Genomic DNA, 21,824 nt, shown 5'->3' with positions numbered 1-21,824 from the left:
TTTCCCAGTTTATAAGTGTCCTTCGACTAATCGAGTATATTTCTTTTACTTTTTGCATACTTAATAACATCTATCATCACCTAATTAAAATTATACTCTTTTGCATAACTATCTTTAACTGTTGTATCCTCCTTAGATATTTAGATAAATTTCTAAATACATTATAACAAAAAAAAGAAAAAATTTAAATATTGTTGCAAAAGTTTTATTTTAAGTATAAACTCTTTTTTAGCTAATATTTTCTATATCATTTTATTATTACGTATATAATAGAACAAATACTGCTGGATAAAACCTGCAAGGTTGCCAAACTTGTTTTGGGCAAAATTTATAATCTCCTTTACGGGTTTTGAAGCACCGTTAAAATATATTCCTTCAACTGCTCTTTTTATCCAGACATCTACTGGAAAGGAATCAAATTTTTTGTAAGAAAATAAAAGAATACAGCTTGCCACCTTGACTCCTACTCCCGGAATTTTCGTGAGCTCTTTTATTGCCTCTTCCGTTGGAAGGCCTTTTATTTCTTCAAGATTTATTACACCTTCCCTTACCATCCTCGCAGCATTGATGATATACTTTCCCCTGAAGCCGCAGCGGGTGCATCTTATTTCTTCTTCCGATAAACTGCTCAAGACTTCCGGAGAAGGAAAAGAATAATACAATCTTCCTTTGAATTCTATGGGTCTGCCGTAATTTTGCGAAAGCCTATCTATAACCTTTTTAATATTGTTTATGCTGTTATTTGCAGAAATAATGAAAGATACTAAAGTTTCCCACGGGTCCTGATGCAGAATTCGGTTTCCGCTCGCCATGACAATAACTTTTTCAAGCTCGGGGAATTGCGTTTTTATATCTTCTTCTATTTTTTCATAATCCCTATCGAGGTCGAAATAATCCCTGATAAATTTTATATCTTCCTCTTTCGTATTATTGCCTTCGCTAATATCCACCATAAGCGTATCTTTGTCATAGCTTACCGAAATTACCCGTCCTTTTACAACACCCCTGTAACCTTTGCCTTCTCTTTCCCATCGGAACGCCTGTCCCCCTTCTAACATTGCTTCAAGATTGAAAGGTTTAACATCGGTAAAAACATAACGCACTTCCCTCTCCCCTTAAAAAACCAAACTGCCCGGAAAAAAATTTCCGGGCTATTAAATTAGAAAAATTATATTACGCCTTTTTTATTCCCAATAAAACGCTGTAGCCGTTTACATCCCATTCTTTAAGGTAAACATCAGGTGGCATCTGCTCATTGGATAAAATCAAAGCCAATGTATCCTCTTTAATACTCTCTCCGAAGGCTTTTACAGCTTCGTTTACTTCTTTGGAGTTCGAAGTATAGTATGCAAAAATTTTATCTTCAACCTCAAAGCCTGCTTCCTTCCTCATGTTTTGAATTTTGCTGGTAAGTTCCCTTGCAATTCCTTCCAGCATTAGCTCTTCAGTTATATTGGTATCCAATACAACATAATATCCCGCTTCGCCCTCGGTGCAATATCCCGCTTTGTCTTCTGCCCTGATATCCAATTCTTCCTCTTTAACAACAATTTCCTGCCCCTCTACATTTATCTTTACCTCGCCCTTTTCTCTTGCCTCGCGGATGAGGGCCGAAGCGTTTGCTGATGCTATTTCCTTTGCAATTTTGGGCATTAATTTGCCGTATTTTGGTCCTAAAAGGTCGAATCTGGGCTTTAACATATAGGTAAAGTATTCTTCCGCCACATCTATATACTCGATTTGTTTTATATTTAGCTCATCCTTAATGATGTCCGTCAAATCCCTTATTAAAGCCTCATCCTGGGCATTTCTAAGCTGCACCATCATCTTGGAAAGCGGCTGCCTGTTTTTAATCTTTGCCTTATTTCTTGCAGCCCTGCCGAGCTCAACTATCCTTCTGGCAAGCTCCATCTTGTGTTCCAATACGGCATCTATGAGCTCTTCCTTTACGTCAGGATAATAGGTGAGATGAATGCTTTCCGGAGCTTCGGGGTAAACCTCTCTTACAAGGTTCTGGTAAATTTCTTCGGTAATGAAGGGTACAAACGGTGCTGCCATTTTGACAAAGTCTACTAAGGCTTCGTAAAGTGTGAGGTATGCTGAAATCTTGTCATCGTCCATCTCGGACTTCCAGAACCTTTCTCTATTTCTTCTTACATACCAGTTGCTTATATCATCCACCAACTCCTCCAAGGCTCTTGCAGCAGCGGTGATGTCAAACCTTTCAAGTTCTTCCCTTACTTTCTTGTTGGTGCTGTTAACCCTTGACAGCAGCCAGCGGTCCATCTCCGGGCGGTCTTTTGGGTCGATATTGTAATTTTTGGGATCAAAATTATCTATATTAGCGTAAAGCACAAAGAAGGAATAGACGTTCCAGAGCGTACCTAAAAACTTTCTTTGTGCTTCGCTGACCGCTTCTTTGTAGAACCTGCTCGGTGCCCACGGCGGGCTTGACACGTATAAGTACCAGCGCATAGCGTCAGCACCTTGGTTGTTGAGCACTTCCCACGGGTCGAGCACATTCCCTTTGTGCTTGCTCATCTTTTGTCCGTACTGGTCAAGGACATGGCCCATTACAAGCACGTTTTTATAAGACGATTGGTCAAAAAGCAGGGTGGAAATGACAAATAAGCTGTAGAACCATCCCCTCGTCTGGTCAATAGCCTCCGCTATAAAATCCGCAGGGAAATGACTTTCAAAAACCTCTTTGTTTTCAAAGGGGTAGTGGAATTGAGCAAAGGGCATGGAGCCGGAATCAAACCAGCAGTCTATAACTTCCGGTACCCTCCTCATATCCTTTCCGCACTTCGGGCATGTAAGGATAACCTCATCCACATAGGGCTTGTGGAGCTCAATATCCTCAAAGGGAACCTTGCTCATCCCTTTTAACTCTTCAATACTTCCTACCGCATGTTCGTAGCCGCATTCCTGGCATACCCAAATATTCAAAGGCGTTCCCCAGTACCTTTCTCGACTCAAGCACCAGTCTATGACGTTTTCGAGGAAGTTCCCGAATCGTCCATCTCTAATGTGTTCCGGATGCCAGCCGATTTTTTGGTTTAATTCCAAAAGCCTTTCCCTTATAGCCGTTGTCTTTATAAACCAGCTGCTCCTTGCGTAGTATAAAAGGGGTGTATCGCACCTCCAGCAGAAGGGATAGGTGTGTAAGTATTTCTCCGCTTTATAAAGCACTCCCCTTGCCTTTAGGTCCTTAATTATGCTTTTGTCAGCATCTTTTACAAACATACCTTCCCAGGGAGCTACTTCCTTAGTAAACCTTCCTTGAGCATCTACAGGCTGCAGCACCGGAAGGCCGTACTTTTGTCCCATTTTGTAGTCGTCTTCACCAAAAGCGGGAGCCATATGAACTATTCCGGTACCTTCATCAAGGGTTACGAAATCTCCAAGAACGACGTAGAAAGCCCTATCCCTTTCTTTTTCAAAAAAAGGGAATATGGGTTCGTATTTCTTCCCAGCCAATTTTTCACCGGGGAATTTTTCAACAACTTCGTATTCACCATCAAGCACGGAAAGCCTTGCTTCTGCTAAAACCAGGAAGTCTTCCCCATGCTTTACCTTTACATAAGTGTAGTCGTCCTTTACCGCAAGGGCAACGTTTGAAGGAAGGGTCCAGGGGGTTGTGGTCCATACCAAAAAGTAGGTGTTTTCTTCATTAAGTAATTTAAACTTTACAAATACCGATGGATCTTCGACCTCTTCGTATCCTTGAGCTACCTCATGGCTTGAAAGGGATGTGCCGCAGCGTGGACAGTAAGGTACAACCTTATGACCTTTGTACAAAAGTCCCTTTTCCCAGAATTTCTTTAATGCCCACCATACCGATTCAATGTAAGAGTTGTGGTAGGTAACGTAAGGATCATCCAAATCGATCCAAAAACCTACCCTTTCGGTCATCCTGCGCCATTCCTGCTCATAGGTAAATACGCTTTCCTTACATTTTTTGATAAACTCTTCTACCCCGTATTCTTCGATTTGCGGCTTACCGCTGATACCGAGCTGCTTTTCTACTTCTAATTCAACGGGGAGACCGTGGGTATCCCAACCTGCTTTCCTGTCAACCCTGTAGCCGAGCATGGTCTTATACCTTGGAATCAGGTCTTTTATTACCCTTGTCAGCACATGGCCTGCATGGGGTTTTCCGTTTGCAGTAGGTGGACCTTCGTAGAAAACGTAATTGGGCGCATCCTTTCTCTGTTCAATGCTCTTTTTAAATATATCGTTTTTCTTCCAAAATTCGAGGATTTTTTCTTCTATGGGTACAAAGTTCATCGTTGGTTCTACTTTTTTGAACATCCTCTTTTTTTACCTCCCTTTTCGTTTAAAAAATTAAACCCGCCCCTTTTTTGAGAATGGAAGGGGCGGGTTTATTCCGCGGTACCACCCTAATTTGGACTCTTTTAAGGTAACGGCTTTTGCCGCTGGCGCCTACTTCATTTCGGGCCAAAACTCAGGGGGGATTTTCGATAAGCCTTCACCCACCGGGCTTTCACCAACCCCCGGCTCGCTTAGGGCAAAAGTGCTTACTACTTTCCCCGTCATCGTATTTCTTGATATAAAATTTATAAAATAATATACATTAATTTTGTCATTTTGTCAATGAAACAGGCTTATAAATCAAAGCTTCATTGTCAACATAAAGCTCACAGTCCTGCGGTTTATTATCAACACCAGCAAAACCGCTTACAGTCTCAATCCTGTACATAGAAGAACGGTACCAATTTAACCTTGGCTCTACCTGTACAAAAGAGTAATCATCCCTTATGCTTTCCAAAAGGTAGTCCCAATTGACGTAATGATTGAAATCTTCTATTATATCAGTAATAGCCACCTCAAATTTATTCAACAACATCCTCTGAAATTCATTCCATTTTTTCATAGAAGATTCTGCTTTAGTAAGTCCAAAATATCCTGCACATCCTTCACCTTTTAAGCTTGCAAGACCCCTCTTCATCACAAGTTCTAATGCTTCTATTGTTTCGGGTGGATCAGTAGTAAAAGTGTCAAACGCCCCGACGAACTCCTCCGGAAGGCTTTCTCTAAAATCGTATTTAAAAGCCTTTACAGGAAGATTAAGCTCTTTTGCTTTTTTATTGATGTAATTTACCAACCTATCATCTATTTCAAGAACTACTACTTCCTCCGGAAGTCCAGACATACCTGCCGCAAGGCTCACCAAATCATCGTCGCCCAGCACAAGAAGCCTCTTACCTTCCAGATCTCCTCTTTCCGCCATCAGGGCAATCCGCCCGAAAACCGTCCTTGATGTCACGTAGCCCTGGTCATAATCCAAAATTGCTTTTGGCCTGTCCTCAGTTTCATTTTCAAATCTTTTGATTAAATCATCAAATTCTCTGAGGTCAAGTCCTCTCCTTTCACAGTGCGGACAGGCATAATGCCTTTTGGGGTAAATCTTTTCATTTTTTACAAATTCTTGGCCTGCGGAGGTAAACCTTATCATCCCATCCTCGCTATTTTCCACTAATCCCTCTTCCTTTAGCACCCCAACGGTTTCTGCCACCATATTGAAGGGTTTTTGCGCAAGATAAACCACTTCCCAGAAGTGCGACCCCTCTCTACCCTTTAGCAAACACGAAATAATGTTTTCTATATCTTTCTCTGTTGTCCTGATTCTTGTTCTTTTTTCTACCTTTTCCGCAATACCCGCTATCCTGGTCATGGTCCACCTCCACTCATTAATTTTTTAAATTTTAAAGCACATAAAAGGACCCTGTATGTTCTTTGCATACAAGGCCCTTTCTTAAATTATTATATACAAAATTTTTCTATTTAGTCAAGGGCGATTTTTATTTTATGCCCAGAGATTAAGCCCCGTAACCTCGTCGTGCTTTCTTTCAAGGGTTGGACCCAGAAGCTCTCTAATGTAAAATTCTCCCGCAAAAACCTCGGTTCCTTCCATCACGTGTCCGCCGAACGCTTTTCCTTCGTGGTCGGATAATACTATGTGAAGGTGTATCATCGGTTTTCCGTTTAGTTTCGATATGTTGCCGGTACAGCTTACAATCTCTAAGGGTTTATCTAAGACCACATTATTGTATACTTTTTTCTCCTGGTCGTATATTGCTACAACAGACCTTTTGCAGGCACCAATTACCTCAACTACGCCAGCATTAATATCCTTTTCCTGAACAATTGAAAGAAGAGATTTTAAAAGATCGCTTCCGTGGTCCAGCCTTCCCATGAATTCTCGGCCTACTTTGTACTCATTGATTATCATCTTCAGCTTCACCTCGTAATTTAATTTAAAAATATTTTTCATTGATAAAATTATACCATTTTATTTCTACTATATCTATTTTAAAAAATTCTTTGTTATAATTATATTAAGATAGGTTTAAAGGAGATGTTTCAATGCGCAGAGAAATCTTAGATTGGATCGAAAGTTCCGATTACGATTTTGAGACCGCAAAAGCCATGCTTAAAGCCGGACGATACAATTACTGCATTTTTATGTGTCATCAGGCGGTAGAAAAGTTGTTAAAAGCCTTAATAATATATTTAAACAAAGAATTTCCCCCAAAAACTCACAATCTAATTACCTTATTAGAAATGATTGACAATAATCCTGACAAAGAAATGGAAACAATAATATTAAAATTAAACCCTCATTATATGGTTTCAAGATACCCTGATGCAGCAGGAGGGCTTAATTATAAAATGTATAATGAGCAAATCGCAAAGGAATTTTTATATGATACAGAAAGGGTGCTACAATGGTTAAAACAAAAGATGAATTGATAAAATTAATAGCTGATTATATAAATAAACTCAAAAAGGGTATAAAAATAAATAAAGTGATATTATTCGGCTCTTACGCGAGAGGTGAAGCCTTAAAAACGAGCGATGTGGACCTTGCAATAGTTTCTGAGGATTTTAATAAGATGAATTTTTTTGAACGCTTGGAATTCTTAAATAAAAATTGGAATTACGATATAGGAGCGGATATTTTAGGATATACCCCCGAAGAATTCGAGGATTTAGCAAATAAAATAAGTTTTGTTTCAGAAATAGTAAAGACTGGGATTGATATTACATCCCTTTGTATTTAATTAACACTAATATGCTTTTACCAAACCACCATCGACAAGTATAATCTGACCAGTAATATATGTATTTGCTTCTGAGCATAGAAATACTGTTAATTTGGCATATTCTTCAGGTGTACCGTACCTACCTATGGGGATATTTTTTGTCGTTTCTTTCCTGAGGTCTTCAACAGTGAGTCCAGCTTTTTCTGCCCTCATTTTATCTAAATATTCGACCCTTGCCGTTCCTATTCTCCCAGGTCCTACTACATTTACTAAAATATTGTATTTACCTAATTCTTGAGAAAGGGTTTTGCTCAAACCCACAACACCCATACGGAAAGTATTTGATAAAATCAGATTATCTAAAACCTGTTTTACTGAAGAAGATGTAAAGTTTACAATCCTTCCTGCTTTATTTTTCTTCATATATGGCAGTACTTCCCTTATGGTTCTAATGTAGCTTAAAAGACACAATTCATATGCCTTCTGCCATGCTTCATCATCAAAATCATCAAATATTCCCGCCGGTGGCCCACCCGTATTGTTTACGAGGGCGTAAACGTCTCCATAAGCTTCCACAGTATTTTTAACTAATCGCTTTATATCATCGTATTTTGTAATATCTCCTACTGTATATAATGGTTCTTTCCCCGTCGCTTCTTTTATTTCCCTTTGAGTTTTTACCAATTCATCCTCTGACCTACTAAACAACATCACATTGGCACCTTCTCTGCAAAATTCCAATGCAGTAGCCTTCCCTAAACCCGAGCTTGAAGCCATTACTATCACGGGTTTATCTTTTAAACCAAGGTCCATAGCTAATCCCCCTTATTTTTTCAATTTTAGATCTATTACTTTATTAATTAAAGGTTCAAACCCGTCAATCCAACATTCCACTGTATCCCCATCATTAATTTGAACCGCACGTGGAGTACCCGTGGAAATAATATCACCAGGGAGCAGTGTCATTACTTTTGAATGAAAGGAAACTAAAAAATCAGGAGGAAATTTCATATTTGATACGGTGTTTTGCGCGTAAATTTCCCCATTTTTAACTGTTGCCACTTTCAATTTCAAAACATCTTCTATTTCATCAGGAGTCACCAAAATAGGACCAAAACTGAAAAATGTGTCAAAGCTTTTTGCTCTCGTCAAATACCGAGGATTTTTCCTCAAGATATCCTCTGCAGTAACATCTATTATTGTTGTAAACCCCGCTACATATTCAAGCCAGTTTTCTCTTTCTACATCTTTGCATATCTTCCCGATAATAATTCCAAGTTCGCTTTCTGCTGTGGTTTTTTGAGATTGCACAGGTATTTTAATAGCATCAAGATGCCCTATAATAGTTGTATCAGGTCTCATAAAACTGGCAGGCTCTTCATCAGGAGCTTTTTCAGCTAAATCTGCTGCATGTTCCACATAATTCAACCCAATACCCCATATTTTCCTGGGTCTGCGGTATAATGGAGCGTATACAATTTGTTCCTTTGGTATTGCTTTCCATTCCTCTGTTTTTTCACGACCTCCATTTCTAAACCACTCATTAATTTCCATCAATTGCCCTCTTTCAATAATTTCTAACATATCTTCCGCCCAGTTTTTACCAAGTTTTTCATTAATAATACTAATTGGGACTGCACCCTTTGACGTAATAAGAGAAGCTACTTCTTTCCCATTTAATTTTATTGTTGCAAGCCTCATACTACCAATCCTCCATTTATTTGAATTTATAAATAAAATAATATTTATATAAATAAATACCCCTTTGACCTAAAAAATATTAAAAAGTGCAGTGTAGGTCAAAGAGGATTAAAATTAGTGAATTATAAATCAAAATATATAATCAAAAAAGTTATTGATCATATATCTTTTTATTTTTCATTTTTAATTGTAACAGTATAACAAACACAGCTATCAAAATCCCTATAATATCTGTCAATCCCCCTGGTTTCATTAACAAAAGTCCTGCAATTAACATTAAAAGCCTTTCAGGTTTATTTAAATCTTTAATAAGATAACCTTCTAAGGAAGATGCTATCAAAGTAACTCCAATTAAAGCTGTCGCAAAAGAAGTCACGATAGAGACTGCATTGCTATCGATTCCCAAAAGTACAGGATTGTATACATACATAAATGGTACTATAAAACCTGCAATTGCCAATTTAAACCCTTCAAGACCTGTTTTGTACATGTCTCCACCGGAAATTCCCGCTGCAGCATAGGCCGCCAAAGCTACAGGAGGAGTAATGTTTGCGAGCATTGCGTAGTAAAATACAAAGAAATGGGATACAAAAGGTTTTACACCTAATTTCAGTAAAGCCGGCACTGCCATGTTCGCTGTTAATAAATACGCGGGTATTGAAGGCATACCGACTCCCAGTATAATACAAGCTATCATGGTAAACACTAATGTTAAGAATAAATTACCACCGGAAAGAGCGATTATCGCACCTGCAACCTTTGAACCTAATCCCGTTAAAGTAGAAATACCTACCACTATTCCTACTACAGCACAGGTTACCGCAACACTAATAGAACCTTTAGCTCCAGATTCTAAGGCTTCTAATATTTTATAAAAATTCATTTTGTTTTTCGGTGTTAACCAGCTTACTGGGACAGTAAGAAGTATACCGAAAAATGCAGCATAAGTCGGTGTATATCCTTTCACTAAAAGATATACAAGTACTATTAATGGAATTAACAAGAAAAACTTTTCTTTAAAAATGGTTTTAATATTAGGAACATCCTTTTTGTCTAAACCTCTCAGGTCCATTTTCACTGCTCTAAAATAAACAGTTATAAAAACCCCAAAATAGTACAACAAGGCAGGAATTATTGCAGCATACATTATGTTAACATACTTAACCCCAAGGATTTCTGCCATAATAAAAGCTGCTGCACCCATTACCGGAGGTAAAATTTGTCCCCCTGTTGAAGCAGCTGCTTCAACACCTCCAGCAAATTCAGGTGTATATCCAATTTTTTTCATTAAAGGTATAGTAAAAGTTCCTGTAGTAACTACATTTGCAACAGCAGAACCATTTACAGACCCCATTAATGCACTTGAGAGTACTGCTACTTGAGCAGGGCCACCTCTTTTATCTCCTGCTATTGCCAATGCAATTTCAGTAATAAAGTCACCTACCCCGGATTTCAATAAAAAGGAACCAAATATTACAAACAATATCAAATACTGTGCAGAAACTCCGATTGGTGTTCCGAAAATACCCTCTGTTGTAAGGTACATATATTCAATTATCTCAGAAATTGAAAAACCTTTATGGGAAAAATATCCGCTGAGATAATTCCCTGTTAATCCATATAATAAAAAGATCACTGCCAAAATAGGCAAAACTAAACCTGTAACCCTTCTTCCTGCTTCCAACACCAAAATTACTAACAATAACCCAACAATTATATCAAGATTAGTCGGCATTCCAGCTCTGTTGACAATATCATTAAAATTCGTTTTTAAATATATAAATGGGATTAAACTGGCTATTATTAATATGAAATCAATAAACTTTGTAAAAGCATTTTCTTTCGTCTTCAAAGGATAAAGGAAAAATACTAATACAAGCATAAAACTTACATGAATTGACCTGTGTATTATTGCCGATGGTGTCCCATGCCAAGAAGTATACAAATGGTACAAGGACATGGCTATTGCAATAAGCGATACCAATTTTTTTAAATTTCCTTTTAATTCTCTAGTTCTTTCAGTTCTATCGTATTTTTTTATGGTTTCTTGTATTTTGTTTTCATTCATAATATAAACTCCTCCACATAATTATTCAGAATATGATTTTTTTTGCACGAATTCTAATACATTCATTATCTTGAAACATCTTTACTAAATTATATTTTTTATTTCCAATTTTTAAATAATGAGGCGAAATCTCCGAAACCTTTAAATCCAAATATTTATATTTTTTGTTTATATTGTCATAAATAATAAAACCATCTTTTATTTTTACAATCCATCCTTCTTCAGCATTTGAAGGCACACCCGGCCCAATAGCAGCTACTTTCATTGTTTTTAAAACTATTAAATCTTTATCTACTTTGAAAATATTTTCCCATGGTTGTTTTTCACTGGAATGAATAAAAATAATAGAAAAACTATCGTTAAAAGCAGGAATATTAACAACTTTGTCATCTGACGAAATCGTAATTACAAAAAGTTTATTTAAGATATAATAAAAAATTACCATTATAACTAAAATCAAAAACAAAATCCTTTTTTTCATTTTCCTTATACTTACATAGAGAGCAGTTAAAATACTTTAACTGCTCTCTTCATCCCTCCTAATAAATTATTTAATTATCCCTTTCTCTCTATAGAACTTCTCTACACCCGGATGTAATGGCAACACCATATGTTCTGTAGCTTTTTCTATTGATACATCTTTTAAGGCAGAATGTGCTTGTTTCACACTTTCCCAATTATCAAACATTGTTTTGATTAAATTGTATGCCAAATCTTCAGGTACATCCTTGTTTATCACTATATAATTTTTAAGAGCAACTGTTTTTACAGGGCTGTCAACACCTTTATAAACTCCGGCAGGAATTTCAGCTTCAAAATATATAGGATATTCTTGTTTTAGTTTTTCAATTATCTCCGGAGCAATGGGAACTATTTTGATATCTTTCGTAGTAGCTAATTCAGTAATTGCCGCTACAGGAAGTCCACCTGTAATAAATCCTGCATCAATGTTGCCATTCGCTAACTGCTCACATGTTTCTGCATAGCTCAAATAGTCAGCTTTTGCAAGGTCATTATAGGTCATACCTGCAGCTTTCAAAATACCCCGAGCATTAAATTCTGTACCGCTTCCTGGTGCACCTACTCCTACTCTCTTTCCCTTTAAATCATAGACACTATTGATGTTGCTGTCTTTCTTTGTAATTAGCTGAACATAGTTATCATGGAGTGAAGCAAAACCCATTACATTTCCTAACGGCTCCTTGAACATTTCTTGTCCTTTACTTGCTAAATACGCTACATCGCTCATCGTAAAAGCAATCTGCGCTTTATTTTCATTTATCATTCTCAAGTTTACTACGGAAGCTGCAGTAGAAGAGTTTGTCACATTTATATTTTGTATTTTTTCATTCCATAGCGATGCAAGGGCACTCGCTATTACATGATAAGGCCCACCTGCTCCACCCGATACAAATGTAATTTCGGTCTTCTGCGGTGTGTTTGAACTATTCTGTCCGCTCGAACTTTGCTTTGCTCCGCAACCGCTTAAAGAAAATAGGACAATTGATAATACTAATAAAATCGGTAACAATTTTTTAATATTCAAATTGCTTAACCCCCTTTTAATATTTTCTTTTTTATAAATACCAAATTTGCAAAATCACGTAAATAAAATTTAAATAAATTGATTTAAACATTAAATGAACTGTATGAAAATTGTAATGAAAAATTAAATATTTAATATTGCCTTTAGTTCATTTGCTTTATTTTTAGATACTGGTATTTCAATATTCTCGCTACCGCTCAATTTTATTATGTAAGTATTATTAAACCAGGGTATTATTTCTTTTATTTTTTTCAAGTTTATTATGTAACTTTTATGAACCCTGAAAAAACAACTGTTTTTTAGCCTATCTTCTATATCTTTAAGAGAATATAAAGACCTATAAACTCCATTTGCCGTCTTTATCAACGAGTTCCTACCATCCGCTTCAATAAAAATAATTTCATCAATATCGATGAATATCAATTTAGAGTCAGATTTCACAGGCAATTTTTTGACATCTTCAAATTTTTTACCTGTCTCTATGTTATTTACACCAAAATGTTTTTTCATCTTTTCTATTGCTTTTTTCAACCTTTCCTCACTAAATGGCTTTAATATATAATCTACAGCATTTAGTTCAAAAGCTTTTACTGCATATTCATCATAAGCTGTAGTGAAAATTATCTTTATACCTTCATCCCATGAAGCAATACTTTTTGCAATATCTAAACCATTTAGGTCGTTTAATTTTATATCGAGAAATATCACATCAGGGCGAAATTTTTTTAATATATTCAAGGCTTTTTGCCCTGAATTTGCAATTCCAATAACCTTTATATTTTTATCTATTTTTTTCAGCAAGTATTTTAATTCAATAGCAGAATATTCTTCATCTTCAACAATTAAAGCCTTCATAAGCTTCTCCCCTCACCTTTATAATTACTGAAGTACCTTTTCCTTTTACACTGTAAATTTTAAAATAGATATTCTCGTTATAAAAATATTTAAATCTTTTATAAACCGATTCTAAGCCGAAACTGCTTTTTGGGAATTCCAAAGAGTTCAACCTTTTTAAAAGATTTTCTTCAATACCTACACCGTTATCTTTTACACATATCAAAAATCCATTTGAAATGTTTTTAATTATCACCCATACATTACCACCATTTTCTTTTGGTAAAATTCCATGTTGAATGGCATTTTCAACCAATGGCTGGAGGGTAAGCGGTGGAACCTTAATATTTACTTTTTCATCTTTTAAAAATAATATTTTTAATTTATTTTTAAAACGTTCTTTTTCTAAAGCGACATAGGACTTAACATGTTCTAACTCTTCATCAATATCTATAAGAACATCTTTTTTATTTAAATTTTTTCTATAAAAATTGGAAAGGTGATTAATTAGCTTTCTTGCTTTAAAAGGATTGAGACGGCATAATATAGAAATAGTATTCAAACAATTAAATAAAAAATGTGGGTTTATTTGATTTTGAAGAACTTTTATCTGCGTCATAGCTAAAATTTTATTTTGCTCTTCTATCATGCTCAGTTCCAATTGCGTTGAAAAAAGCTGGGCAAGTCCCAATCCCAATTCTACATCGGTTTCGCTTATGGAGTTTTCAGCGCATCTGTATAATTTTAAAGTTCCTATGACATTTTCTTTGATTTTTAGAGGAAGGACTATTGCCGATTGAAGCTTACATGCCGGATATTTGCAGTCAATTTCACTTTTATTTCTACTTATAACAAAAACCCCTTCCTGTATGACTTTTTTAGTCAAATTAGTTAAAAGAGGGCCTCCTGGCAAATGGTGATCATTGCCAACTCCTATATGACATAATACTTCATTTGTATCCGTTATTGCTATTGCATCAAAATCAGTCATATTATATATTATTTTCCCTGCTTCATACGCTGTCTCTTTGTTTAAACCTTTCCTCAATATAGGCAAAGTCTTATTTGCGATATTCAAACACAATTTTGCCTGATAAGCTTTTAATTTTTCCTTTTCTTTAAAAATGGAATCTATTATTGCGATAAAAATCGCCAAACCCACAGCATTTACTACGGTCATGGGTATCCAAATTACCTTCACCACCGCCAAGGCTTTATCGAAGGGCTTTGAAAATATCAAAACCATTACCTTCCTAAGCGATTCGCAAATTATCCCCAGTATTATCCCGTAAATCCATTTATTTTGCTTATCCTTTGCCGCATAATACGAATATCCCGAAATTATCCCCTCGATAATTGTGGAAATGCTGCAGGCTTTCAAAGTAAAATCCGCATTTCCAATGGATAACCGGTGTAATACCGAAATTACCGCAGCACCCAAGCCCACCACCGGGCCACCGTAAAGTCCACCCGATGCTACACCTATAATTCGGGTATTCACAAGGGAACCCTCATAATTTATGCTGAAATAATTTCCCAGCACCCCTATAATTCCAAATATTGTTATTAACAGTAAATTCCCTTTAAAGGAATTTTCGTTTTGAGTGATTAATTTTGTAAAGGTTTTTGACATTGATAAAAGGTAAATTATAATTATAAAAAGCCCCAATTTATTCAATAAATTGTAAATAAGATCAAATACTATCATTTTTACCACCTTTTAAAAAATTTTTTCCACAAAAATAACCCCCTACAATAGCGGTAATCCTACCATAGAGGGCTTTAATTGCTTCACAACATCATAAAATTTTTCTTTTCACCTCAAATACCCGCCTAATACTAAAAACATCATTATGATTCCAAATGCAATTCTATAATAGGCAAAGGGTTTTAAAGAACGGTTTGAAACGTAGGATAAAAATTTGTCAATAGCAATAAGGGCTACGATAAAAGATACAATGAATCCCACCCCAAGGGCCTGCCACTCCAAAGCTCCCATTGCGTCTATTCCCTTTAAAAGGGAAAAAATTGATGCTCCAATCATCGTAGGAATTGCGAGGAAAAAGGAAAACTCGGCAGCTCCTCTAAGGGAAAAACCGGCTGCAAGCCCTCCCATTATGGTGGAAGCAGAGCGGGACATCCCCGGAAAAAGTGCAAGGCACTGGGCTATGCCTATTAAAAGGGATTGCCCGAAACTTGCTTTTTCTATTTCATTAAGGCCGTGCCTCCCGAAGGTATTCTCCGCAAGAATCATCAATATTCCACCCAATACTAAAGCAATAGCCACTGTAAAGGATGAAAAAAGATAGGTTTCTATATAATCGTTAAAAAACACTCCTATTAAAGCGGAAGGAATGAATGCTACGAATATATTAGACCACAGCCGAAAGCCGCTTTTCCCAGGGGCTAAGTTTAGCAGGGAATGTATGATTTTTTTCCTGTAATAAAAAACCACCGCCAAAATTGCTCCAAGCTGAATCACTATTTCAAAGGTGACATGAAACCTCGTACCTTTAAAACCTAAAAAGTCTCCGGCTATTATAAGGTGTCCCGTAGAAGAAACGGGCAAAAATTCCGTAAGTCCTTCAACAATTCCCATGATAATTGCTTTTAAAGTTAAAGACATTTTCTATACCTCTTTTCCGTATTTTTTTAAAATCTCTATTACTTCTTCATCCTCTACCTGTGAAAAATCCTCGTAAAACTGGCCGACTGCATAAAAGGGTTCTTCTGAATAAATATAGTAAAGTTCATCACATATCTTTTTAAATTCATACACAGAATCGGGTGCTATGACCGGCACCGCCACAATTATTTTGTCAGCATTAAGTTTTTTCAAAAAATCTACAGCAGCCTTTACCGTAAAACCGGTAGCAATGCCGTCATCTACCACTATCGCTTTTTTACCCTCTAAGGATTCGTAAAAAGCTTTTCCCCTAAATTTTATGAGCCTCTGTCTTATTTCTTCTAATTTAGATTTCGCTTCTTTTTCTAAATACGTCTTTTTTATTCCGTATCTTGCGACAGCCTCTTCGTATATAAAAAGCGTACCGTCCGGTGCTACCGCTCCCACGGCAAATTCTTCATTGAAGGGTGCCCCTATTTTCTTTGTAACGACCACGTCAAGACACAGGGAAAGCTCCTCTGCAACCGCACCGCCAACTACGACTCCGCCCCTCGGTATTGCAAAAATCACCGCATTTTTGTCCTCTCTGTAATCCGAGAGCAGTTTCGAAAGCCTTTTCCCCGCATCAATCCTGTCCTTAAACATAATCTTCCTTCTTCCTTGAAGTATTTTAAAATTTTTTGTAAAATCTAACTAAACATACAATATTAGAAAGGAAGGTTTTCATGGAAAAAACCTTTGTGCTGATTAAACCCGACGCGGTTAAGCGGGGCCTTATTGGAAGCATTATTCAGCGGTACGAACAAAAAGGATTTAAAATCCTTGCTCTGAAAATGCTCGATGTACCCCTTGAGCTTGCCGAAAGACACTACGAGGAACACAGGCAAAAACCCTTTTACGGTGAACTCATAAGATTTATCACATCAGGGCCGGTAGTAGCAATGGTTTTAGAAGGGCCGAATGCAATAAAACTTGTGCGGATGTTAAACGGAGCTACCAAGGTGGAAGATGCCCTTCCCGGAACCATAAGGGGAGATTTTGCCCTAACCACTCAGGAAAACCTGGTGCACGCTTCCGACAGTCCCGACAGTGCAAGAAGGGAAATAGCCCTTTGGTTTCCCGAATTATAAATTTATTTTACCCTTCTTAACTTTTCATTTTCAATTAACCCCGGAATTCTTCCCCTTTTTGCGACAGGCACTCCGTCGACCATCTTTATATCCATAGTCATATCAATGGGTGAAGCGCCTGAGATATAACTTCCAACACCGAAGGCATCCGCCCCAGCTTCCGACAGCTCTTTTATCTTCTCTGGTGTAAGGCCTCCGGAGACGAAAATCTTCACATGGTTGTAGCCCTTTTGATTCAGCCTCTGCCTTACCTCATATACCAGTTCCTTTGTTACTCCTCCTCTTTCGCTTGGAGTATCCAATCTTACACCTTCGAGGGCGCTTCCCAAAGCTTCTGCCACATTCAATGCTTCTTCAGCTTCATCCTTGAAAGTATCCACTAGGATAATTCTCGGTGAATCGGGAGGCATTATCTCGTCATACGCCTTTGCTACCGTTACAGTATCACCCGCAATCAGGATTGCAGCGTGGGGAATTGTGCCCGACGGCTGTCTTCCGAGAATCTTTGCAGCCAAAATGCAGCTGGCATTGCTGGCTCCCCCTACTATAGCCGCCCTCTCCATTACTGGAGCAACTGCAGGGTGGACGTGTCTTGCACCAAAACAAATAAAAATTTTGTCCTTTGCCGCTTCTCTGCACTCCCTCGCAGCTGTAGCCCAACCGCTGGACTGGGCAAGAATTCCTAAAAGGGCTGTTTCATATATTCCGAACTCTTCATAAGGACCGATTATTCTCAATATGGTCTCTTTGGGGCCAAAGGTTTCTCCTTCTGGTATAGAATATATTTCAATATTTTTATCCTTTAAAAGGTTTAAAACCTCCTCAATCCCGCATAAAATTCCGTTTTTCCTCGCAAAAACCTCAGCAACAACTTTTTTTCCTGCTATTCCAAGGTGTCTTAAAATCTCCATGGTTTTTATAAAATAAATATCCGTGGTGGCACCGCATTTTATCTCCTCGTGAGTTGCTGAATAAAAAAGCCTTCCTTTTTCTACTTCAAAATCCTTTACATCTTTCAATGTTTTAATTTCTTTCATATCATGACCTCCAAAATTTATTTTAATTTATACAATTTTTTATACCAATAATAAGCTTTTTTCACCTTCATAACAAAGAACTTTGTCTCTTCAAAAGGAATATTTTCTTCCGAATTTTTGTCAATCAAACCCTTATCAATCCATTCCTTTACATTACCCCTCCCTCCGTTGTAAGCTGCCAGTGTCAAGACTAAATTTCCATCAAATTCCTTTAAAAGATCCGAAAGGTACCATGTGCCGAGCATAATATTGGTCTCTGGTTCCATTAAGTCTATCTTTTCCTTTTTTATTCCCATGGTCTTTGCAGCCCAAACCGCGGTGTCGGGCATAAGCTGCATGAGCCCTACAGCACCCTTTTCTGATACCGCATTAGGATTAAAATTGCTTTCTATTTTTATTACTGAAGCCACGAGATACGGGTCAACATCATATTTCCCGGAATATTTTACTATATAATTTTCATACCTTAAAGGATAAATCGTCTTTAAAAACCATGTTATATTAAAAAAAAGTGCAATAATTCCTGCGATAATAAACAAAGACAGCATCCTATTAAAGTAACTTTTACGATTCAACCAATTCCCTCCAATATTTTTCTACCTGTTCTTTAAGGTGTGAAAAATCCCCCGTATTATCTATGATCCTTGTAGCATATTTTTTCTTTTCTTCCTGGGGCATCTGAGCCCTTATTCTGTCCTTTGCTTCCTTTGGTTCTAAAAACCTATCCCTTTTTAAAAGCCTTTCAAGCTGTGTTTTTTCATCAACGACTACCAGCCAAACCTCATCAGCCAATTTATAAAGACCGAGTTCTATTAAGAGCGCTGCATCTATGACTACTACTTTTTCATCTCTTTCACGGCATTCCTTTAATTTTTTTTCTATCTCCTCAATTATCTTAGGATGAGTAATACTATTTAGAACAGAAAGCTTTTCTGTGTCGGCAAATACAATTTTACCAAGTTTTTTTCTTTTTATAGTGCCGTCTTCATTTAAAATTTCTTTTCCGAAAAATTCCACAATTTCCTTATAAGCCGGTTTTCCCGGTTCAACGAGGGCTTTTGATATTTCATCGGCATCGATAATATATGCCCCTTTTTCCCGCAAAATGTTGGAGACGGTGCTTTTGCCGCTGGCAATTCCCCCAGTCAAGCCTATGACCTTCAAAGCCCTCTCCTCCTCTTTTTATTTTAATTCCTCCCAGGTAAAACCTTCCTTCATATCAACGGTTAACGGAACCCGGAGTTCCACTACTTTTTCCATCTGGTACTTCACCAAATTCCTTACAGAATCGAGTTCCTCTAAGGGCACATCAAAAATCAGCTCATCGTGTATTTGAAGCAAAAGCTTGGTCTTATACCCTCTTCTTTTTAATTCTCTATATATTTTAACCATTGCAAGTTTGATAATATCCGCTGCGCTCCCCTGAATGGGAGAGTTCACAGCAGCCCTTTCTGCAAAAGACCTGAGGTTAAAATTCCTGCTTGAAATTTCGGGGAGGTAGCGCCTCCTGTTAAAAATGGTGGTGACATAGCCCAGTGTTTTTGCCTTTTTTATAGTCTCATCTATAAACTCTTTAACCTTTGGATACCTTTTAAAATAATTCTCTATATACTCCTTTGCCTCTTTGGTAGATATATTCAGGCTCTGAGCAAGCCCAAAATCGCTTATCCCGTAAATTATTCCGAAATTTACAGCCTTTGCCCTATTCCGCATCTCCGGAGTAACCTTTTCTAAAGGGACACCGAATACCTCGCTTGCTGTCCTGGTATGAATATCCTCACCTTTTATGAAGGACTCTATTAGTTTCTCATCCCCGGACATGTGGGCAAGGATGCGAAGCTCTATCTGGGAATAATCTGCGGACAAAAGTATGTGCCCTGGCCCATCCGCAACAAAAACCCCTCTTATCTTCTTCCCTATTTCGGTTTTTACGGGAATATTTTGCAAATTGGGTTCAGTGCTGGAAATCCTTCCCGTCGCGGTTATGGTCTGATTGAAAGAGGTATGAATGCGGGAGGTTTCCTTATCTACCATGTTTAAAAGCCCATCCGCATAAGTAGACTTCATCTTCATCAAAAAGCGGTACTCCAAAAGCTTTTCAATTATGGGATGAGCTCCCCTCAATTTTTCCAAAACCTCCGCATCAGTGGAATAACCCGTCTTCTTTTTCTTTACCGTCGGAAGCTGAAGCTTTTCAAAAAGCACTTCTCCTAACTGCTTTGTGGAATTTATATTAAAAGATATCCCGGCAAGCTCATATATTTCCTCGGTAAGCTTTATTAACCTTTCGCCAAATTCATTAGACAGCTTCTTTAGCTTTCCCCTGTCTACTTTAAACCCCGTCATTTCCATATCGGCTAATATATGGCACAAAGGCATTTCTATAAAATAAAACAAACCCTCTAATCCATCATTTTTAAGCCTTTCCTCCAAAACCCCTTCTAAGGGAATCAAAGAAAAACATTTTTCTTCGTCGGCTTTATCCTTTAAATCCACTCCTAAATGTTCATAAGCAACAGATTCAAGGTCGTAACGGTTTTTAGAAGAATTGATTAGATAGGATGCAATCATCGTATCGAATTCATACGAAAAACTTATTCCCAGCTTTGCAAAATATTCGATTAGCATTTTCCCGTCATGGGCAATTTTTCTGATGCTGTCTATCAAAAAAATCTCCCTGAGCTGATTTTTTACATCGTTGTCCTGAAGACGCTCTAAACTTAAAGAAAACACCCTTCTCCCCTCAGAAAATAAGAGCCTATTTTGCGAAAGAAATATAGAAAGCATACCCGCACTCTTTGCATCCTCTTTTAGCCGGTATAAGTCTTCTCTATCCTTTATAATATAAGCCTTTTCCTGGGGCTTTTCTTCTATTTCCTCCTTTATTTTCAACGTCTTTTCCGCTGCCTTATCCTCATCGCCTTCTTCGATTTTCACCGAAATTCTTTTAATGAGGCTGTTAAACTCCAATTCTTTAAAAAGGCTTATCAGCCTTTCTTTATCCGGGTCTTTTACCCTTAATTCCATAAAATCCACTATTATAGGGACATCCCTGATGATTGTGGCAAGGCGCTTTGACTTCAAAGCCTGGTCTTTATTGGCCAAAAGATTTTCCTTTAACTTCCCTTTTACCCTTTCGTCCTCTTCCTTTGAAAGGGATTCATAAAGGTTTTCCAGATTCTCAAATTCTTTTAAGAGCTTTATTGCCGTTTTTTCTCCAACTCCAGGAACTCCCGGTATATTGTCGGAAGCATCTCCCATAAGGCCTTTTAAATCCGGGATGCAGGAAGGATTAAGCTCGTATTTTTCATAAAACTTTTTTTGGTCGTAAACTTCCATTTCGGTTATTCCTTTTTTTGTTAGCATAACATGGGTCTTCTCGCTTATAAGCTGAAGGGCATCCTTATCCCCCGTTACGATGAGTGTAAAAAGTCCCTTTTCTTCCGCTTTTTTCGAGAGCGTCCCCAAAACATCGTCAGCCTCAAAACCTTCTACTTCGAGAAATTTGATGTTCATAGCGGATAAAATTTCCTTTAAAAGAGGAAACTGGATTAAAAGCTCCTCAGGCGCCTTTGCCCTCGTTGCTTTATAATCCTGAAACTCTATATGCCTAAAAGTAGGAGCCTTTTTATCAAAGGCAACAGCCATATAATCCGGTTTTTCCTCTTTTAAAAGCCTAAAAATCATATTGGTAAATCCGAATACCGCATTTGTGGGAACACCTTTTGAAGTCGCAAGGGATGGTATGGCATAAAAAGCTCGATGCATCAAACTGTTTCCATCTATTAAAAGAAGTTTTTCCATAAAATCCC

At 37.4% G+C, this 21,824-nt stretch carries 20 protein-coding genes, 1 pseudogene and 1 other annotated feature; of the genes and pseudogenes, 3 read left to right on the top strand and 18 right to left on the bottom strand.

Features of this window, described 5'->3' with window-relative positions:
• From ACPLVF_RS09010 to ACPLVF_RS08990, 5 genes and pseudogenes are all read right to left on the bottom strand, one after another.
• Positions 1-70: pseudogene (locus tag ACPLVF_RS09010) on the bottom strand (IS607 family transposase); the annotation flags it as partial.
• Positions 71-242: 172 nt separating this feature from the next.
• Positions 243-1,103 (bottom strand): DNA-3-methyladenine glycosylase family protein, encoded by an 861-nt coding sequence (locus tag ACPLVF_RS09005; RefSeq protein ID WP_424907503.1) that lies wholly within the window; start codon positions 1,101-1,103, stop codon positions 243-245.
• A gap of 70 nt (positions 1,104-1,173) precedes the next feature.
• Positions 1,174-4,314, bottom strand: coding sequence for an isoleucine--tRNA ligase (gene ileS, locus ACPLVF_RS09000; RefSeq protein ID WP_424907502.1), 3,141 nt, complete (start codon positions 4,312-4,314; stop codon positions 1,174-1,176).
• A gap of 58 nt (positions 4,315-4,372) precedes the next feature.
• Positions 4,373-4,569 (bottom strand) — a binding site (T-box leader).
• A 37-nt stretch (positions 4,570-4,606) separates the two neighbouring features.
• Positions 4,607-5,698 carry a bis-aminopropyl spermidine synthase family protein gene (locus ACPLVF_RS08995; protein WP_424907501.1) on the bottom strand — a complete coding sequence of 364 codons (1,092 nt, stop codon included), beginning with the start codon at positions 5,696-5,698 and terminating at the stop codon, positions 4,607-4,609.
• 132 nt (positions 5,699-5,830) lie between these two features.
• A complete protein-coding gene (locus tag ACPLVF_RS08990; protein ID WP_424907500.1) occupies positions 5,831-6,256 on the bottom strand; it encodes a PPC domain-containing DNA-binding protein in 426 nt (141 codons plus the stop codon).
• A gap of 134 nt (positions 6,257-6,390) precedes the next feature.
• Here ACPLVF_RS08990 and ACPLVF_RS08985 point away from each other — a divergent pair, with 134 nt between their 5' ends.
• A complete protein-coding gene (locus tag ACPLVF_RS08985; protein ID WP_424907499.1) occupies positions 6,391-6,777 on the top strand; it encodes a HEPN domain-containing protein in 387 nt (128 codons plus the stop codon).
• Positions 6,753-7,088 carry a nucleotidyltransferase domain-containing protein gene (locus tag ACPLVF_RS08980; protein WP_424907498.1) on the top strand — a complete coding sequence of 112 codons (336 nt, stop codon included), beginning with the start codon at positions 6,753-6,755 and terminating at the stop codon, positions 7,086-7,088. Before ACPLVF_RS08985 ends, ACPLVF_RS08980 begins: the two co-directional genes overlap by 25 nt.
• Before the next feature lie 6 nt (positions 7,089-7,094).
• On the opposite strand, the gene ACPLVF_RS08975 is transcribed toward ACPLVF_RS08980, so the two are convergent.
• From ACPLVF_RS08975 to ACPLVF_RS08935, 9 genes are all read right to left on the bottom strand, one after another.
• Positions 7,095-7,883, bottom strand: coding sequence for an SDR family oxidoreductase (locus tag ACPLVF_RS08975; protein WP_424907497.1), 789 nt, complete (start codon positions 7,881-7,883; stop codon positions 7,095-7,097).
• A 12-nt stretch (positions 7,884-7,895) separates the two neighbouring features.
• Positions 7,896-8,771, bottom strand: a complete 876-nt coding sequence (locus tag ACPLVF_RS08970) for a fumarylacetoacetate hydrolase family protein (protein WP_424907496.1) — start codon at positions 8,769-8,771, stop codon at positions 7,896-7,898.
• Between the two features lie 151 nt (positions 8,772-8,922).
• The gene (locus ACPLVF_RS08965) at positions 8,923-10,839 is read right to left on the bottom strand and encodes a TRAP transporter permease (protein WP_424907495.1); all 1,917 of its coding nucleotides are present in this window, start codon (positions 10,837-10,839) and stop codon (positions 8,923-8,925) included.
• Positions 10,840-10,864: 25 nt separating this feature from the next.
• Positions 10,865-11,299, bottom strand: a complete 435-nt coding sequence (locus tag ACPLVF_RS08960) for a DUF1850 domain-containing protein (RefSeq protein ID WP_424907494.1) — start codon at positions 11,297-11,299, stop codon at positions 10,865-10,867.
• An 87-nt stretch (positions 11,300-11,386) separates the two neighbouring features.
• Positions 11,387-12,385 carry a TAXI family TRAP transporter solute-binding subunit gene (locus ACPLVF_RS08955; RefSeq protein ID WP_424907493.1) on the bottom strand — a complete coding sequence of 333 codons (999 nt, stop codon included), beginning with the start codon at positions 12,383-12,385 and terminating at the stop codon, positions 11,387-11,389.
• A gap of 123 nt (positions 12,386-12,508) precedes the next feature.
• Positions 12,509-13,240 carry a LytR/AlgR family response regulator transcription factor gene (locus ACPLVF_RS08950; protein ID WP_424907492.1) on the bottom strand — a complete coding sequence of 244 codons (732 nt, stop codon included), beginning with the start codon at positions 13,238-13,240 and terminating at the stop codon, positions 12,509-12,511.
• Entirely contained in the window at positions 13,221-14,927 is a 1,707-nt protein-coding gene (locus ACPLVF_RS08945; RefSeq protein WP_424907491.1) for a LytS/YhcK type 5TM receptor domain-containing protein, read from the bottom strand. Before ACPLVF_RS08945 ends, ACPLVF_RS08950 begins: the two co-directional genes overlap by 20 nt.
• 108 nt (positions 14,928-15,035) lie before the next feature.
• Positions 15,036-15,845, bottom strand: a complete 810-nt coding sequence (locus ACPLVF_RS08940) for an undecaprenyl-diphosphate phosphatase (RefSeq protein WP_424907490.1) — start codon at positions 15,843-15,845, stop codon at positions 15,036-15,038.
• Between the two features lie 3 nt (positions 15,846-15,848).
• Positions 15,849-16,490 carry a phosphoribosyltransferase gene (locus ACPLVF_RS08935; protein ID WP_424907489.1) on the bottom strand — a complete coding sequence of 214 codons (642 nt, stop codon included), beginning with the start codon at positions 16,488-16,490 and terminating at the stop codon, positions 15,849-15,851.
• Between the two features lie 80 nt (positions 16,491-16,570).
• Here ACPLVF_RS08935 and ndk point away from each other — a divergent pair, with 80 nt between their 5' ends.
• The gene (gene ndk / locus ACPLVF_RS08930; RefSeq protein WP_424907488.1) at positions 16,571-16,975 is read left to right on the top strand and encodes a nucleoside-diphosphate kinase; all 405 of its coding nucleotides are present in this window, start codon (positions 16,571-16,573) and stop codon (positions 16,973-16,975) included.
• Between the two features lie 2 nt (positions 16,976-16,977).
• Here ndk and ACPLVF_RS08925 read toward each other — a convergent pair whose 3' ends face one another.
• From ACPLVF_RS08925 to polA, 4 genes are read right to left on the bottom strand one after another with little or no spacing between them, the layout of a single operon-like run.
• A complete protein-coding gene (locus tag ACPLVF_RS08925) occupies positions 16,978-18,012 on the bottom strand; it encodes a nicotinate phosphoribosyltransferase (RefSeq protein WP_424907487.1) in 1,035 nt (344 codons plus the stop codon).
• Positions 18,013-18,029: 17 nt separating this feature from the next.
• Positions 18,030-18,560 carry a lytic transglycosylase domain-containing protein gene (locus tag ACPLVF_RS08920; protein ID WP_424907505.1) on the bottom strand — a complete coding sequence of 177 codons (531 nt, stop codon included), beginning with the start codon at positions 18,558-18,560 and terminating at the stop codon, positions 18,030-18,032.
• Between the two features lie 16 nt (positions 18,561-18,576).
• Positions 18,577-19,176: a dephospho-CoA kinase gene (gene coaE / locus ACPLVF_RS08915; protein ID WP_424907486.1), complete on the bottom strand. Its 600-nt coding sequence runs from the start codon at positions 19,174-19,176 to the stop codon at positions 18,577-18,579.
• A gap of 18 nt (positions 19,177-19,194) precedes the next feature.
• A complete protein-coding gene (gene polA, locus ACPLVF_RS08910) occupies positions 19,195-21,816 on the bottom strand; it encodes a DNA polymerase I (RefSeq protein WP_424907485.1) in 2,622 nt (873 codons plus the stop codon).
• Between the last annotated feature and the right edge of the window lie 8 nt (positions 21,817-21,824).

This window comes from Thermovenabulum sp., from assembly GCF_049701175.1.
In the GTDB taxonomy this organism is placed as follows: Bacteria; Bacillota; Thermosediminibacteria; order Thermosediminibacterales; family Thermosediminibacteraceae; genus Thermovenabulum.
The sequence above is the reverse complement of the archived record's forward strand: the minus strand, read 5'-3'. Positions and strand labels throughout refer to the sequence as shown.